This window comes from Streptomyces spirodelae, from assembly GCF_017676385.1.
Classification (GTDB): domain Bacteria; phylum Actinomycetota; class Actinomycetes; order Streptomycetales; family Streptomycetaceae; genus Streptomyces; species Streptomyces spirodelae.
Genome location: NZ_JAFFZN010000015.1, coordinates 74150 through 89467, shown reverse-complemented (window position 1 = coordinate 89467; position 15318 = coordinate 74150). Strand labels below are relative to the sequence as shown.

The 15318-nt window shown below is 70.7% G+C and carries 10 protein-coding genes; 9 read left to right on the top strand and 1 reads right to left on the bottom strand.

Features of this window, described 5'->3' with window-relative positions:
- Positions 1 to 91 precede the first annotated feature (91 nt).
- Together JW592_RS17530 and JW592_RS17525 are read left to right on the top strand one after the other, a co-directional pair.
- Positions 92 to 1615, top strand: coding sequence for a glycosyltransferase family 87 protein (locus tag JW592_RS17530; protein WP_209266065.1), 1524 nt, complete (start codon positions 92 to 94; stop codon positions 1613 to 1615).
- Between the two features lie 90 nt (positions 1616 to 1705).
- Complete coding sequence (locus JW592_RS17525; protein ID WP_209266064.1) at positions 1706 to 3055, top strand: MFS transporter; 1350 nt, start codon at positions 1706 to 1708, stop codon at positions 3053 to 3055.
- Here the strand turns inward: JW592_RS17525 and JW592_RS17520 are convergent.
- Positions 3009 to 4493 (bottom strand): CCA tRNA nucleotidyltransferase, encoded by a 1485-nt coding sequence (locus JW592_RS17520; RefSeq protein ID WP_209266145.1) that lies wholly within the window; start codon positions 4491 to 4493, stop codon positions 3009 to 3011. The genes JW592_RS17525 and JW592_RS17520 overlap by 47 nt on opposite strands.
- Positions 4494 to 4765: 272 nt before the next feature.
- Between JW592_RS17520 and JW592_RS17515 the strand changes: the two genes are divergently transcribed.
- The 7 genes from JW592_RS17515 (at position 4766) to trxA (ending at position 15233) form a co-directional block, all read left to right on the top strand.
- A complete protein-coding gene (locus tag JW592_RS17515) occupies positions 4766 to 7276 on the top strand; it encodes a DUF6049 family protein (RefSeq protein WP_209266063.1) in 2511 nt (836 codons plus the stop codon).
- 38 nt (positions 7277 to 7314) lie between these two features.
- Positions 7315 to 9585, top strand: coding sequence for a murein biosynthesis integral membrane protein MurJ (gene murJ, locus JW592_RS17510; RefSeq protein WP_209266062.1), 2271 nt, complete (start codon positions 7315 to 7317; stop codon positions 9583 to 9585).
- 133 nt (positions 9586 to 9718) lie between these two features.
- Positions 9719 to 11791, top strand: coding sequence for a protein kinase family protein (locus JW592_RS17505; protein WP_209266061.1), 2073 nt, complete (start codon positions 9719 to 9721; stop codon positions 11789 to 11791).
- A gap of 52 nt (positions 11792 to 11843) precedes the next feature.
- Positions 11844 to 12716: an RNA polymerase sigma factor SigM gene (gene sigM, locus JW592_RS17500; protein WP_209266060.1), complete on the top strand. Its 873-nt coding sequence runs from the start codon at positions 11844 to 11846 to the stop codon at positions 12714 to 12716.
- The gene (locus tag JW592_RS17495; protein WP_209266059.1) at positions 12713 to 13726 is read left to right on the top strand and encodes an anti-sigma factor family protein; all 1014 of its coding nucleotides are present in this window, start codon (positions 12713 to 12715) and stop codon (positions 13724 to 13726) included. The genes sigM and JW592_RS17495 overlap by 4 nt, the downstream gene beginning before the upstream one ends.
- 105 nt (positions 13727 to 13831) lie before the next feature.
- Positions 13832 to 14818, top strand: coding sequence for a thioredoxin-disulfide reductase (gene trxB / locus JW592_RS17490; RefSeq protein WP_209266058.1), 987 nt, complete (start codon positions 13832 to 13834; stop codon positions 14816 to 14818).
- 85 nt (positions 14819 to 14903) lie between these two features.
- Entirely contained in the window at positions 14904 to 15233 is a 330-nt protein-coding gene (trxA, locus tag JW592_RS17485) for a thioredoxin (protein WP_209266057.1), read from the top strand.
- The last annotated feature ends 85 nt before the right edge of the window (positions 15234 to 15318 follow it).

The following is a 15318-nucleotide window of genomic DNA, read 5'->3' as shown; positions in this document are numbered from 1 at the left end:
CCCGCTCGACCGGTTCGCCACCCGAAAGGCCCCCGGCTCGGACTCCGAGCCGGGGGCCTTTCCCCTGAGCGGTGTGCGGCAGGATGAATCCATGACGAGCGCCCCCACCGCACGGACCCCCGCTCCCGGCCCCGGCCGGCGATCCGCCGCAAGCCCCGTCGTACGCCCCACGGACCATGACGAAGTGGCGGCTGCCGCCGGCGAGGTGGCCGGCGGCCCGGCGGGACGACGCGCCGTGAGCGGGGGAGGGTGGTGGACCCCGGTGCGCGTCGTGGTGGCCGTCGCGCTGGGGATGTACACACTCGGAATGCTGCAGAAGCTCCCGTGCCTGGACGGGGCCTGGTTCTCCGGGCAGACCTCGCAGTACATCCATGCCTGCTACTCCGACATCCCGCACCTGTACAACGGCCGCGGCTTCGCCGACGGGCTCGTGCCCTACCTGGACCGCATCCCGGACCGGATCTCCGGCGGTATGGAGTACCTCGAATACCCGGTCCTGACCGGTGTGTTCATGCTGATCGCGGCCAAGCTCACGGTGGGCGGGGACTCCCTGCGACAGGAGGAGCAGCTCTACTGGGTGGTCAACGCCGGGATGCTGATGGTCTGCCTGGCCGTCCTGGTCGTGTGTGTGGTCAGGACCCACCGCAACCGCCCCTGGGACGGCATGCTGGTCGCACTGGCGCCCGGGCTGGCGCTGACGGCCACCATCAACTGGGACCTGCTGGCCGTCGCGATGACGGCCGCGGGCATGCTGCTGTGGGCCCGCTCGCGCCCGGTGGCGGCCGGGGTGCTGATCGGCCTGGCGACGGCGGCCAAGCTCTACCCCGTGCTGCTGCTCGGTCCGCTGCTGGTGCTGTGCTGGCGGGCCGGGCGCTGGGGAGCCTTCGGCCGCGCCGCCGGGGGAGCGGCGGTCTCGTGGGCCGTGGTGAACGTGCCGGTGATGCTGCTGTCCTGGGACGGCTGGAAGAAGTTCTACACCTTCAGCCAGGAGAGGCCGGTGGACTTCGGCTCACTGTGGCTGATCATCCAGCAGCGCACCGGACGCACGTTCGATGACGCCAATATCTACGCCACCCTTCTGATGGCCCTCGGCTGCGCGGGCATCGCCGCGCTCGCCCTGTGCGCGCCCCGCCGCCCCCGCCTCGCCCAGCTCTCTTTCCTGGTGATCGCGCTCTTCGTGCTGACCAACAAGGTCTATTCGCCGCAGTACGTACTGTGGCTGATTCCGCTGGCGGCGCTGGCCCGCCCCAGGTGGCGGGACTTCCTCATCTGGCAGAGCTGCGAGGCGCTCTACTTCCTGGGGATCTGGATGTATCTCGCCCACACCGGCTCCGAGAAGCGCTACGGGCTGCCCGAGGACGGCTATCAGCTGGTCATCGCCGCGCATCTGCTCGGCACGGCGTATCTGTGCGCCATGGTGGTGCGTGATGTGCTGCGGCCCGAGCACGATCCGGTCCGCAAGGACGACGGCTCCGACGATCCCGGCGGCGGTGTCCTGGACCGCGCTCCCGATGTGTTCACGCTGGGCTCGCCGGCCCCCCGGCCGTTGCGGCAGCGCTCCGCCACGACCGTGCCACGGGTTGCCGTGCGCTGGGGCGCGACACTGCGGGAGTGACAAGGAGAGGTGGCCCGTACGGCGGGGTGCGGAGCTCGCCGTTTCACGTGAAACCATCGGACGCCGCCCCGATTGTGTGAGGCTGTCTCCATGTCCGTCGCACGTGACCTGCGCACCCTGCTCCGTTTCCCGGACTTCCGGAAGCTGCTGACGGTACGGCTGCTCTCCCAGCACGCCGACGGCATCTACCAGGTCGCGCTGGCGGCATACGTTGTCTTCTCCCCCGAGAGGGAGACCTCCCCCGCCGCCATCGCATCCGCGATGGCGGTGCTGCTGCTGCCGTACTCGCTTCTCGGGCCGTTCGCGGGCGTTCTGCTGGACCGGTGGCAGCGACGACAGGTGCTCTTCTTCGGCAATGTGTTGCGCACCCTCCTCGCCGCGGCCACGGCGGCGCTCGTTTTCGGCGTCGTTCCCGAGTGGCTGGTCTATCTCTCCGCGCTCACCGTCACCGCCGTCAACCGCTTCGTCCTCGCCGGACTCTCCGCCGCGCTGCCCCGCGTGGTGGACAGTGAACGGCTCGTCATCGCCAACTCCCTCTCCCCGACGGCCGGCACCCTCGCCGCCACCCTGGGCGGTGGCGTCGCCGTCGTGGTGCGCTATCTGGCCCCTGGTACCGGACGGCAGGCGGACGCCATCGTGCTGCTGACGGGCGCCGCGGTCTATCTGCTGGCCGGGCTCGCCTCCCTGCGGATGAGCAAGGGCCTGCTGGGTCCGGACCCGACCGAGGTACAGCCACGCGTCCTGGCCGCGATCGCCGGCACCGCGCGGGGGCTGCTGGCGGGGCTGCGTCATCTCCGGCGACGCCCCATGGCCGGTTACGCACTGACCGCCTCGGCACTGATGCGGTTCTGCTACGGGGCGCTCACGGTCACGGTGCTGATGCTGGCCCGGTACTCGTGGAACAGCGGGAGCAACCGGACCGACGGCGGGCTGCAATTGCTGGGCATCGCGCTCGCCCTGTCAGGGCTGGGCTTCTTCGCGGCGGCCGTCATCACGCCCTCGGCAGTCCGGAGGACGGGCATCTTCGGCTGGATGGCGCTGTGTGCGGCAATCGCAGCGGTACTGGAACCCGCGCTGGGGCTCTCCTTCCAGCCGGTGCCGATACTGCTGGCCGCCTTTGTGCTGGCGCTCGTCACCCAGGCCGGAAAAATCGCCACCGACACCGCCGTACAGACCTCCGTGGACGACGCCTTCCGGGGCCGGGTCTTCTCCCTCTACGACATGCTCTACAACGTGGCCTATGTCGGCGCCGCGGGGGTGGCTGCCGCGATGCTCCCGCCTGACGGCCGCTCCGCGGCCGTCATCGCCGGGGTAGCGGTGCTCTACGCGGCCATCGCCGCCGCGCTCTTCCGTGTTTCACGTGAAACAACGGCACGCGGCGGCGCGGACCAGGTCAGTCCTCCTGCCGGAGGTCCTCCTGCTGGGCCCACCACTTCTTGAGCTCCGCGACGGCCGCGTCGTGCCCCAGCGGCCCGTGCTCCAGCCGCAGCTCCAGCAGATGCTTGTACGCCCGCCCCACCAACGGGCCCGGGCGCACCCCCAGCTCCTGCATGATCTCGTTGCCGTCGAGATCGGGGCGGATGGCGTCCAGCTCCTCCTGCTCCTGGAGCCGCGCGATGCGCTCCTCCAGGCCGTCGTACGCGCGGGAGAGCGCCTGGGCCTTCCGCTTGTTCCGGGTGGTGCAGTCCGAGCGGGTCAGCTTGTGCAGCCGGCTCAGCAGCGGCCCGGCGTCCCGTACGTATCGGCGCACGGCCGAGTCGGTCCACTCGCCCGTGCCGTAGCCGTGAAAGCGCAGGTGCAGCTCCACCAGGCGCGAGACATCCTTGATCATCTCGCTCGGGTACTTCAGCGCGGCCATCCGCTTCTTCGTCATCTTGGCGCCCACCACCTCGTGGTGGTGGAAGGAGACCCGGCCGTCCTTCTCGAACCGCCGCGTCCTCGGCTTGCCGATGTCGTGCAGCAGCGCCGCCAGCCGCAGGGTCAGATCGGGACCGTCCTCCTCCAGGTCGATCGCCTGGTCCAGCACGGTCAGTGAGTGCTCGTAGACATCCTTGTGCCGGTGGTGCTCGTCGCGCTCCAGCCGTAGCGCGGGCAGCTCCGGCAGCACCCTGTCGGCCAGCCCGGTCTCCACCAGCACCCGCAGCCCCTTACGCGGTCGGCGTGAGATGAGCAGCTTGTTGAGTTCGTCCCGCACCCGCTCCGCCGAGACGATCTCGATCCGGTCGGCCATCTCCTTCATGGCGGCCACGACCCCGGGCGCGATGTCGAAATCCAGCTGGGCGGCGAAACGCGCAGCACGCATCATCCGCAGCGGGTCGTCCGAGAAGGACGCCTGCGGGGTGCCCGGCGTACGCAGCCGCCCCGTTGCCAGGTCCTCCAGCCCGCCGTACGGGTCGACGAACTGCTTCTCCGGAAGTGCGACGGCCATCGCGTTCACCGTGAAATCGCGCCGGACCAGATCGTCCTCGATGGTCTCGCCGTAGGAGACCTCGGGCTTGCGGGACGTACGGTCGTAGACCTCCGACCGATACGTCGTCACTTCAAGGACGAAGTCGGATTTCTTGAGCCCCACGGTGCCGAAGGCAATGCCGACCTCCCACACCGCGTCCGCCCACGGCCGCACGATCGTCAGTACGTCCTCGGGGCGCGCGTCCGTCGTGAAATCGAGATCGTTGCCGAGCCGCCCCAGCAGCGCGTCACGTACCGAACCGCCGACCAGGGCGAGGCGGAAGCCCGCTGCACGGAAGCGGCGCGCTAGCTCGTCCGCCACCGGCGAGACCCGTAGCAGCTCGCTGACGGCGCGCCGCTGCGCCTCACTGAGCTGCTCGGCTGCCGGTCGGTCCGAGGTGGGACCCGCTGAGGGGGCTGCCGCTGCGATGGGCTGGTCCTGGCTGTCACTCTTGGCGTTCGGCACAACAGCACAGGTTACGTTGCCGCCCTGCCCGAAGGCGCCCCCGTTCCCGGCACCCGTCGGCGGAGGCCCGTCGACGGAGGCCCGTCGGCGGCTCGGCGCAGGATCGCGACCGTGCGGTCGGGCAGGGTGTGTGGTCGTGTGGCGGGCCGAGGCGTGATCATGTGGTGGACGGCGCGGCACTTCCACCCTCCAGGCATCGTTACCATCAGGCGAACGGGACGACGACCGACGACGGGATGGACGTGCGCGTGGCCGAGGCGGCTGAGAGGCAGGCTCCCCCTGGCCCAAGGGGGACGAACCGCTGGAGGCGACGAGCCACGGTGCTCCTCCTCGCCGCCCTCCCCGTACTGGCCGGAGCGCTCCCGGCGACGGCCTCGGCGGCCGCAGCGGCCTCGACTGCTTCGGCAGCCCCTGCGGCCGCCTCTGCGGCCACCGAAGCGGCCGGCTCCCGGGCCCCCGCACCGTCCGCGCAGTCGGTCCGCACCGGCACGGGCTCCCGCAGCGCGCGCGTCTCCCTCAACGAGGTCACACCCGCCGTCCCGGAGCAGGGCGACACCCTCACCCTGAGCGGCACCGTCACCAACACCAGCAGCAAGACACTGACCCGACTGCGGCTCACCCCGCGCATCGGTCCGGCCCTCAGCTCGCGCAGCGCCATCGACCAGGCCGCGCGCCGCAAGGGCTACATCTCCGGCGCCGACGGCATCGAGGTGCCCGGTGACCACGGGGCGCGGCTCCCCGGGCTCGCCCCCGGGATCACCCGGTCGTTCACCCTCAAGGTCCCCGTCAGCGATCTGCATCTCCAAAGCGACGGCGTCCACCAGCTCGGCGTCTCCCTCACCGGACAGACCCGTAACCGCCCCTACGACCAGATCCTCGGCATCGGCCGCACCTTCCTGCCCTGGCAGGAGAAGGCGTCCGGCCACCGGACCCGGATGACGTATCTGTGGCCGTTGATCTCCACCCCGCACGTCACGGCACGCACGCTGTCCGACAAGCAGCAGACGCCGGTCTTCCGTGACGAATCGCTCGCCAAGGAGCTGGCCCCCGGAGGGCGGCTCCAGCAGATGCTCGAACTCGGCAAGGACCTGGACGTCACCTGGGTCATCGACCCCGACCTGCTCGCGAGCGTCGACATGATGGCGGGCCGCTACCGGGTGCACAAGCCGGGCGGCGGCCCCGACGAGACCGTCGCCGGTAAGGGCCAGCCCTACGCCGAGCAGTGGCTCGCCGAACTCCAGGACGCCGTGGCCGGCAAGGAAGTCGTCGCCCTCCCGTTCGCCGACCCCGACCTGGCCTCGCTCGCCCACCGCGGCACCAGCATCCGCGGCGCGCTCAGCTCGCTGGGCCATGCCACCGCACTGGGCAGGGACACCGTCAAGACGGTGCTCCACGTGGAACCGAGCACCGACTTCGCCTGGCCCTACAAGGGCGCCGTTGACTCCTCCATCGTGGACGTCGCCACCTCGGCTGGGGCCCACAACGTCATCGCCCGTAGCGACAGTGTCCGGGAGACCGGGCTCTCCTACAGCCCCACAGCGGCTCGCCCGATCGGCAGCGGCAACACCGCGCTGGTCGCCGACGCGCCGCTGTCCACGGCCTTCGAGGGCGATCTCAGCCGCGCCGGGGCGTCCTCGCTGGCCGTCCAGCGGTTCACGGCGCAGTCCCTCGCGCTGGCCCGGCAGGTGCCCTCGCGCACCCGCAGCGTCGTCGTCGCCCCGCAACGCAGGCCCACCGTCTCCCAGGCCCGGGCCATGGCGGCCGGCATCAAGACGCTGGGCCGCAGCGGCTGGACCGAGACCAGCAGCCTGGCGGAGGCGGCCCAGGCCAAGCCCGACCCGGGCGCCCGGCGCAAGATGCCGGCACCGTCCTCCTACCCCTCCTCGCTGCGCAAGACAGAGCTGCCGACCGCCGCCTTCGAGCAGGTGCGCAAGACCAAGGACGGGCTGGAGGACTTCCAGCAGATCCTCGACCGGGCCGACCGGGTCGTACCGCCGTTCACCAACGCCATAGACCGTGAGGTCTCCAACGCCTGGCGCGGCGAGGACCGCCCGGCGCGCAGCTACCGCAACAGCGTGGAGGCGTATCTGCTGGAGCTGCGGGGCGCGGTCAAGCTCATCAAGAAGTCGGACATCACCCTCTCCGGGCGCGAGGCCACCATCCCGGTGACCGTCCAGAACAACCTCGCCCAGGGGGTGGACGGGCTCGTTCTGGAGCTGCGCTCCAGCAGGGTGGGCCTGGATGTGGGCGAGCCCAAGCGGGTCAAGGTCGACGGCGAGCACACCCAGTCCCTCAAGTTCGACACCACCGCCAAGAACAACGGCCGCGCCTATGTCTACGCACAGCTCTACACGGAGGACGGCGAGCGCTACGGCAAGGTGATGAAGTTCCAGGTCAACGTGACCTCCATCACCTCGACCGTGCTGCTGGTGATCGCCGGGGGCGTGCTGCTGATCGTGCTCGCGGGCATCCGGATGTACACCCAGCGCAAGCGCTCAGGACCGGCCCCCGACCCGGACGCGCCGCTGGAGCAGCCGGACGGACCGGAGGGTGCCGAGGCGGACGATGACGCCGACGCCGAGTCGGACGGCAGGACGGACGACGCGACGAACGGCGACGTGGACAGCAGGACGGACGGCGAAGCGCCGGAGGAGAAGGCATCCGCTGACGCCGCGGACGGTGACCGAGGCGACACCGAACGGGAAAACGACAACCCCCCGGCCGCGGGTGAGAAAGTGGACCGTTGACTCATCCGGGCGAGCAGGGGCAGGGGTAGGTAGCGACGATGAACGCGCCGTATGGCGGTGACCGGGGCCGGACCCCCGGTGACGGCTCTGGCCAGCCGGAAGACGCGTATGTGCCGGACTCGTACGGGCGCGCCCCGTACGAGGAGTACGACCCCGCGGCCGCCCAGGACCCGCACACCTGGCAGCCCACCCACGGCCAGCCCACCCACGGCCAGCCCGCTGCAGAGGGTCAGCAGCCTTTCGGGCAGCAGCAGCCGTACCCGGGCCAGGCCCCCCGGCCCCAGGCGTACCAGGGCGGGCAGCAGCCCCCGCAGCCGCCCGGCCCGCCCCAGCAGCCGTCGGCCCCGCCGGGTGACGCCTTCGCGCATCTCTACCGCGACCAGGGCCACGCCCCGCCGCAGCACCCGACCCCGCCGCAGCACCCGACCCCGCCGCAGTCCCCGCCCCACCCCAACCCACAGCAGCCACCTCACCCCCAGCAGCAGCCTCACCCGCACCAGCAGCCCGGACAGCGGCCCGCGCAGCACGCCCCGTTCCACCCGGAACCCACCCAGCCGCCGCAGCCCTACCCGCCCGAGCCCGGGGCACCCGGCGCGGCCGAAGAGCCCTCGGCGCAGACCGTCGACCTCGGCACCGTCACCCCGAAGGCGGCCCCGCCCCAGGAGGCCAAGTCCGGCGGGGGAGGACTCCTCAAGTCCAGCGCCATAATGGCCGCCGGCACGATGGTCTCCCGGCTCACCGGGTTCGTCCGCTCCGCGATGATCGTCGCCGCGCTCGGCGCCTCGGCCCTCGGCGACAGCTACCAGCTCGCCATCACGCTCCCGACGATGATCTACGTGCTCACCGTCGGCGGCGGCCTCAACTCCGTCTTCGTGCCGCAGCTCGTCCGGGCCATGAAGGAGGACGGCGACGGCGGTGAGGCGTATGCGAACCGGCTGCTGACGCTGGTCGCGGTAATCCTGGGGGTGCTGGGCGTGGCTGCCGTGTTCGCCGCGCCCGTGCTGGTGCGGCTGATGTCGGTCAAACTCGCCGATAACCCGGCCGCCAACGAGGTCACCGTCACCTTCGTGCGCTACTGCCTGCCCTCGATCTTCTTCATGGGCATCCACGTGGTGATGGGCCAGATCCTCAACGCGCGCGGCCGCTTCGGCGCCATGATGTGGACCCCGGTCCTCAACAACATCGTCATCATCGCGACAATCAGCATGTTCCTGTGGGTCTACGGCACCGCCGACACCTCGGACCTGACCGTCAACACCATCCCCCCCGAGGGCGTCCGGCTGCTGGGCGTCGGCACCCTGCTGGGCCTGGTGGTCCAGGCGCTGGCGATGATCCCGTATCTGCGGGCCGCCGGCTTCCGCATCCGGCCCCGTTTCGACTGGCGCGGCCACGGCCTGGGCAAGGCCGCCAAGCTCGCCAAGTGGACCATCCTGTTCGTGCTCGCCAACCAGGCCGGTGTCCTGGTGGTCTCGCAGCTGTCCACCTGGGCGGGCACCACAGCGGCCCACGACGGCCACTCGGGCACCGGATACATCGCCTACTCCAACGCCCAGCTCATCTGGAACATGCCGCAGGCGATCATCACCGTCTCCGTGATGGCCGCGCTGCTGCCCCGCCTCTCCCGCTCCGCCGCCGACGGCGACACCGGCGCGGTACGGGACGACATCTCGCAGGGGCTGCGCAACTCCGCCGTCGCCATCGTCCCGATCGCCTTCGGCTTCGTGGCCCTCGGCATCCCGATGTGCACGATGATCTACGGCTCGGCCGGTGTGGACGCCGCCCGTTCCATGGGATTCATGCTGATGGCCTTCGGCCTGGGCCTGATCCCCTTCTCCGTGCAGTACGTGGTGCTGCGCGCCTTCTACGCCTACGAGGACACCCGCACCCCGTTCTTCAACACGGTGATAGTGGCCGCCGTCAACGCCGCGGCGTCCGCGCTCTGCTTCTTGCTGCTGCCCGCCCGCTGGGCGGTCGTCGGGATGGCCGCCTCCTACGGGCTCGCCTACATCATCGGCGTCGGTGTCGCCTGGCGCCGGCTCCGCAACCGGCTGGGTGGCGACCTGGACGGACGTCACGTGGTCCGTACGTACACGAGGCTGGCGGGCGCCAGCTTCCCCGCCACACTCGCCGCCGGCGCCGCGGCCTGGGGCATCACCCACGTGCTGGGCATGGGCACCCTCGGCTCGATCGCGGCGCTGGTCGGCGGAGGGATCGTTTTGGGCACGGTTTTCGTCCTAGCGGCGAAGCGCATGCGCATCGAGGAAATGACGGCGATGCTCGGCATGGTCCGCGCCAGACTCGGCCGATGAAAACTCGGCGAGAAACCGGCGTATACAACCATCATTCGCCCCCGCGTGTCGTGCATAGCGGCGAGGTGTAGGCACAATGTTTTTGGCCGTTTCCAGGAAAACGGCCACTACGGATGGGGAGGCAGGAACGACGGTGGCGGAACGGAGCACAGCCGCTGTCGGCGTGGCCGAGACCAGCGGTGCGAACGGCGAACCGCTGACCGCCCAGCAGGACGGGGCCACGGGCGACGGTGCGACGGACGCGACGAACGGATACAGCCACGACGCCGGGTCTTCCCCGCGCAAGGGGGCCTCGGCCCACCCCTCCGACACCGCACCTGTGACGGACTCCCCCGGTGCCACTGCGCCTGCGGGGTCCCCCGAAGGGAGCAGCCGGGACGAGCCGGAATCCGCCGAGCCGGACACGGCCGCGCCGGACTCCGCCGACCAGGCACCGTCCCGGAAGGCCGACGCCGAAGCCCAAACCGAGGCCGAGGCCGCTACGGACACCGGCACCGACGCCGACCCCGAAGCCCCTGAGGTTCCCGCCGTCACCTCCGAGCCCTCCGCCGCCCACGCCGACGCCTCCGAAGAGACCGACAAGGGCGACAGGCCCGACAACGTGGGCAAGGCCAAAGAGAAGGCGAAGGACAAGCCCAAGGACAAGGCAACCGTCGGCCTGCGGGTGCCCGAGCTGCACAGCGGCCACAAGCTCGCCAAGCGCTACCGCCTGGAAGAGTGCGTCACCCGCCTCGACGGCTTCAGCAGCTGGCGAGCCGTCGACGAGAAGCTGCGCCGCGCCGTCGGCGTGCACATCCTCCCTGCCGGGCACACCCGCGCCCGGCAGGTCCTCGCCGCGGCGCGCTCAGCGGCCCTGCTCGGCGACCCCCGGTTCGTCCAGGTTCTCGACGCCGTCGAGGAGGACGCGCTGGTCTACGTCGTCCACGAGTGGCTGCCCGACGCCGTCCCGCTCAGCGAGCTGCTCGCCGCGGGCCCGCTGGAGCCGCACGAGGCATATCAGCTCGTCAGCCAGCTCGCCCAGGCGCTGGCCGCCGCACACCGCGAGGGGCTGGCGCATCTGCGGCTGACGCCCTCCTGCGTGCTGCGCACCGGCATGGGGCAGTACCGCATCCGCGGGCTCGCCGTGAACGCGGCCCTGCGCGGCGTCACCAGCGACCACCCGCAGCGGGACGACACCGAGGCGATCGGGGCCCTCCTCTACGCGGCGCTCACCCAGCGCTGGCCGTACGAGGAGGACGCGCACGGGCTGCCCGGCGTCGGCTCGCTGGACATCGGCGCCCTCGTGGCCCCCGAGCAGCTCCGTGCCGGGGTTCACCGCGGTCTGTCCACGCTGGCGATGCGCGCCCTGGTCAACGACGGCGCGACGGCCTCCCGGCACGAGCAGCCCTGCACCACACCCGAGGAGCTGTCCAAGGCGGTCGCCGCGCTGCCTCGTATCCGCCCGCCGGAGCCGGCCTACACCCCGCCCCCTGCCTACCAGCGCACCGGCTACCAGCAGGGCGGCTATCCGGCGCCCGGCGGTCCCGGTGGCGCGGCTCCCGGTGGTCCGGCCGCCAGGGCCGGCGCCGAGCCTCCCGCGCCGCCCACGCTGCCCGGCCGCACCGGCAAGGTCCTCAAGTGGGGCGTCTCCGCGCTCCTGATCGCCGCGCTGGGCCTGGGCAGCTGGCAGGTCGCCGACGCGCTGCTCAAGGGCGAGCCGATCGCAAAGAGCCCCACCAAGCCGGCCAAGGGCCAGGAGAAGCCCGCCGAGACCGGTAAGCCCGTCAAGATCGCCGATGTCGACGACTTCGATCCGGAGAGCTCGGACGGTCGTGAGAAGCCCGAGCGCGCCCCCGACGCCGTGGACGGCAAGCCGGACACCTACTGGCTCACGGACAAGTACATCGGCCACGCCACGTTCGGCAATCTGAAGTCGGGCGCCGGCCTCATCCTCGATCTGGGCAGGACCCGGCAGGTCAGCCAACTCAAGGTCGACTTCATGGGCAAGACCTCGGCGAGCTTCCTGGCTGCGCCCAAGAGCGTCACCGAGAAACCCACCTCGCTGGGCAGCTTCAGCAAGGTCACCAACGGCTCCGGCGAACACCTCACCCTGAAGGCGAAGAAGCCCATCAAGACCCGCTACGTACTGCTGTGGCTCACCAAGCTCCCGCTCACCAGCGAGGGCAACTACCGTGGTCGCGTCACGGAGGTCCAGGTCCTCAGTTGAGGTCGCTGGGCGCCGCTTCCGAGGTGGGCGCGGCAGGGTGAGGGAGGGACTGATGGCGAGCGAGGACGCGCCCGACGGGATATCCGGGCCGGACGACAAGGAACTGCTCGCCCGCCATGTGAGCGGCGACCCGGAGGCGTTCGGTGAACTCGTCCGCCGCCACCGGGACCGTCTGTGGGCCGTGGCGCTGCGGACCCTCGGGGACCGTGAGGAGGCCGCCGACGCGGTGCAGGACGCCCTGATCTCCGCCTACCGCGCCGCCCACACCTTCCGCGGCCAGTCCGCCGTCACCACCTGGCTGCACCGCATCACGGTCAACGCGTGCCTGGACCGCGCCCGCAAGGCGGCCTCCCGCCGGGCCACACTCACGGACGACACCGACCGCATGGAACAGCTTCTGGAGCCGCAGGAGTCCGCGGCCGCGCCCGTGGAGCGCCAGGATGTGCGGCAGCAGGTGGTGTCCGCGCTCTCCGAACTGCCCGTGGAGCAGCGGGCTGCGCTGGTGCTGGTGGACATGCAGGGGTACCCCGTCGCGGAGGCCGCCGAGGTGCTCGATGTGGCCGTCGGTACCGTCAAGAGCCGCTGCGCCCGGGGCCGAGCCCGGCTGCTCCCCCTCGTCTCCCATCTCCGCAAGGACGCCGACCCCACCGTGGAGGGCAACGGCAGCGGGGGCGCCGGCGGTGGCGTCGGCGGAGACAGCAGCGCGGTACGGAACCCGTCCCCGGGGACATCCGTCCCACCACCGAGAGAGGCGCCGCAGAAGCCACCGCAGAAGGCACAGCCGAAGGCACCGCCAAAGACACAGCGGAAGACAGCACAGAAGCCTGCAGAGAAGGCAGCACAGGAGCCGACGCGGAAGGGCTCGCGGAACGCCCAGCAGGACACCACCGGCCCCGGAGCCGTGAAGGGAGGGGGGCAGGCATGACATCCACTCCTTTCCCGCACGACGAGCACCCGGAGGTCAACGAGATCTCCGCGTTCAGCGAGGGCATCCTGCCGGTCGAGCGCCAGGCAGCGCTCCGGGACCACCTGGTGGACTGCGAGCTCTGTGCCGAGGTGTACGCGTCGCTGGCGGAGATCAGTGAGACGCTCGGCGCTCTGCCCGGGCCCGATCGGATGCCCGACGACGTCGCAAGCCGTATTGATGCCGCTCTCGCCGCCGAGTCGCTGCTGTCGACGACGGCGAAGGGCGAGACCGGCCATGAGACCGACCCGTCCGATGGCGCCGTTTCACGTGAAACCGCCACCGCCGCCGCTCCTGCGGACACTGTCGACTCCGCGGACACGGTTTCACGTGAAACGACGACGGTGGTCCCGCTCCGTCCCCGGCGCCGGAGGCGGACGGTGCTGCTCGTCGCCGCGGCCTCCATCGCCGTACTGACGCTCGGTGGGGTCACCCTGCGGGCGCTGTCCAACGAGGCTCCCACCGAAGTGAGTTCGGGCACCGCCCAGTCGGCGACGGGCAAGCAGGCGCCGGATGCCGCGCCCAACCCTTCGTCCTCGACGGACACCGACGCCGGCGGCAGCAGCGACGACCAGCAGTTGCGCAAGCGCGTCCAGCGGCTGCTCTCGGATGAAGAGTCGTCGTCCCCCTCGCACAAGGCCACCGACGACCCCGCACAGCCCAGCGAGACCCCCTCGCTCGACACCAAGCGGAGCCCCGGGAGTGACGAGAGCACTCTCCGCGACGACACACTGGATGGCGGACAGTCCGTACCGTCCTGCATACGTGACGGAATCCACCGCACGGAGACCCCGCTGGCCGTCGCCCCCGAGGCCACCTTCGAGAACCGCACCGGCTACCTGGTCGTCCTGCCCCACCAGGGCGGCGACTCGAACCTCGTGGACGCCTACCTGGTGGACCCCTCCTGTGTGAGCTCCGACCCGTCCGGGCCCGGCAAGGTGCTGTTGAGGCGCACCTACCCGCGCGGGTGACACGCGGACGCGGGCACGGGAATGTCTGCCCCTTAGGATCCGTTGGACGGGGTGCAAGCCTCGGCAGAAGATCCCGGAAGCAGTCGGCAGACAAGGAAGACTCCCGTGAGCGACGTCCGTAACGTCATCATCATCGGCTCGGGCCCAGCCGGATACACGGCTGCGCTCTACACCGCCCGCGCGTCGCTGAAGCCGCTGGTGTTCGAGGGCTCCGTCACAGCGGGCGGGGCGCTCATGAACACCACCGAGGTCGAGAACTTCCCCGGCTTCCAAGAGGGCATCATGGGCCCCGAGCTCATGGACAACATGCGGGCCCAGGCGGAGCGCTTCGGCGCCGAGCTGGTCCCGGACGACGTCGCCGCCGTCGACCTGTCCGGCCCTGTGAAGACCGTCACGGACTCCAACGGCACGGTCCACCGCACCCGGACCGTGATCATCGCCACCGGCTCGCAGCACCGCACGCTCGGCCTGCCGCTGGAGGAGGAGCTCTCCGGCCGTGGCGTCTCCTACTGCGCCACCTGTGACGGCTTCTTCTTCCGTGAGCAGCACATCGCCGTGGTGGGCGGGGGTGACACCGCCATGGAGGAGGCCACCTTCCTCTCCCGCTTCGCATCCTCGGTCACCGTGGTCCACCGCCGGGACACGCTGCGTGCCTCCAAGGCCATGCAGGAGCGGGCCTTCGCCGACCCGAAGATCTCCTTCGCATGGGACAGCGAGGTTGCCGAGATCCACAGCAAGGACGGCAAGCTGTCCGGCCTCACGCTGCGCGACACGCAGAACGGTGAGACCCGCGAGCTGGATGTGACGGGCCTGTTCGTCGCCATCGGCCACGACCCGCGCGTGGAGCTGTTCAAGGACGAGCTGACCCTGGACGAGGACGGCTACCTCAAGGTGGACGCCCCCTCCACCCGTACCAATGTGCCCGGCGTCTTCGCGGCGGGCGACGTGGTGGACCACACCTACCGGCAGGCCATCACCGCTGCGGGCACCGGCTGCTCCGCCGCGCTGGACGCCGAGCGCTACCTGGCCGCCCTCACCGATGTGGCCACCGAGGAGACTCCCGAGCCGGAGAAGACGGCAGCAGCTGTCTGACACGGCAGCGCACGGGAGAGGGTCGGCCCAGTCCTCTCCCGGCCCCAGCCCGATCCGCAGTCAACACAGAATGAGGAGAAGCACCATGGCCGGTGCCACCGTAACCGCGACCGACGCCGACTTCGACGACGTCGTCCTGAAGAGCGACAAGCCTGTGCTGGTCGACTTCTGGGCGGCTTGGTGCGGCCCGTGCCGTCAGATCGCCCCGTCGCTGGAGGCCATCGCCTCCGAGCACGCCGACAAGCTGACGGTGGTCAAGCTCAACATCGACGAGAACCCCGGCGTCGCCGCCAAGTACGGCATCATGTCGATCCCGACCATGAACGTCTACCAGGGCGGCGAGGTTGTGAAGACCATCGTCGGTGCCAAGCCGAAGGCAGCCATCGAGAAGGACCTCGCGGAGTTCATCGGCTGAGGACCACTCAACCGCTCAACCGCTCAACCTGAGGGGCGCCGTTTCACGTGAAACGGCGCCCCTCAGTCATATCCAGAAGCCCAAG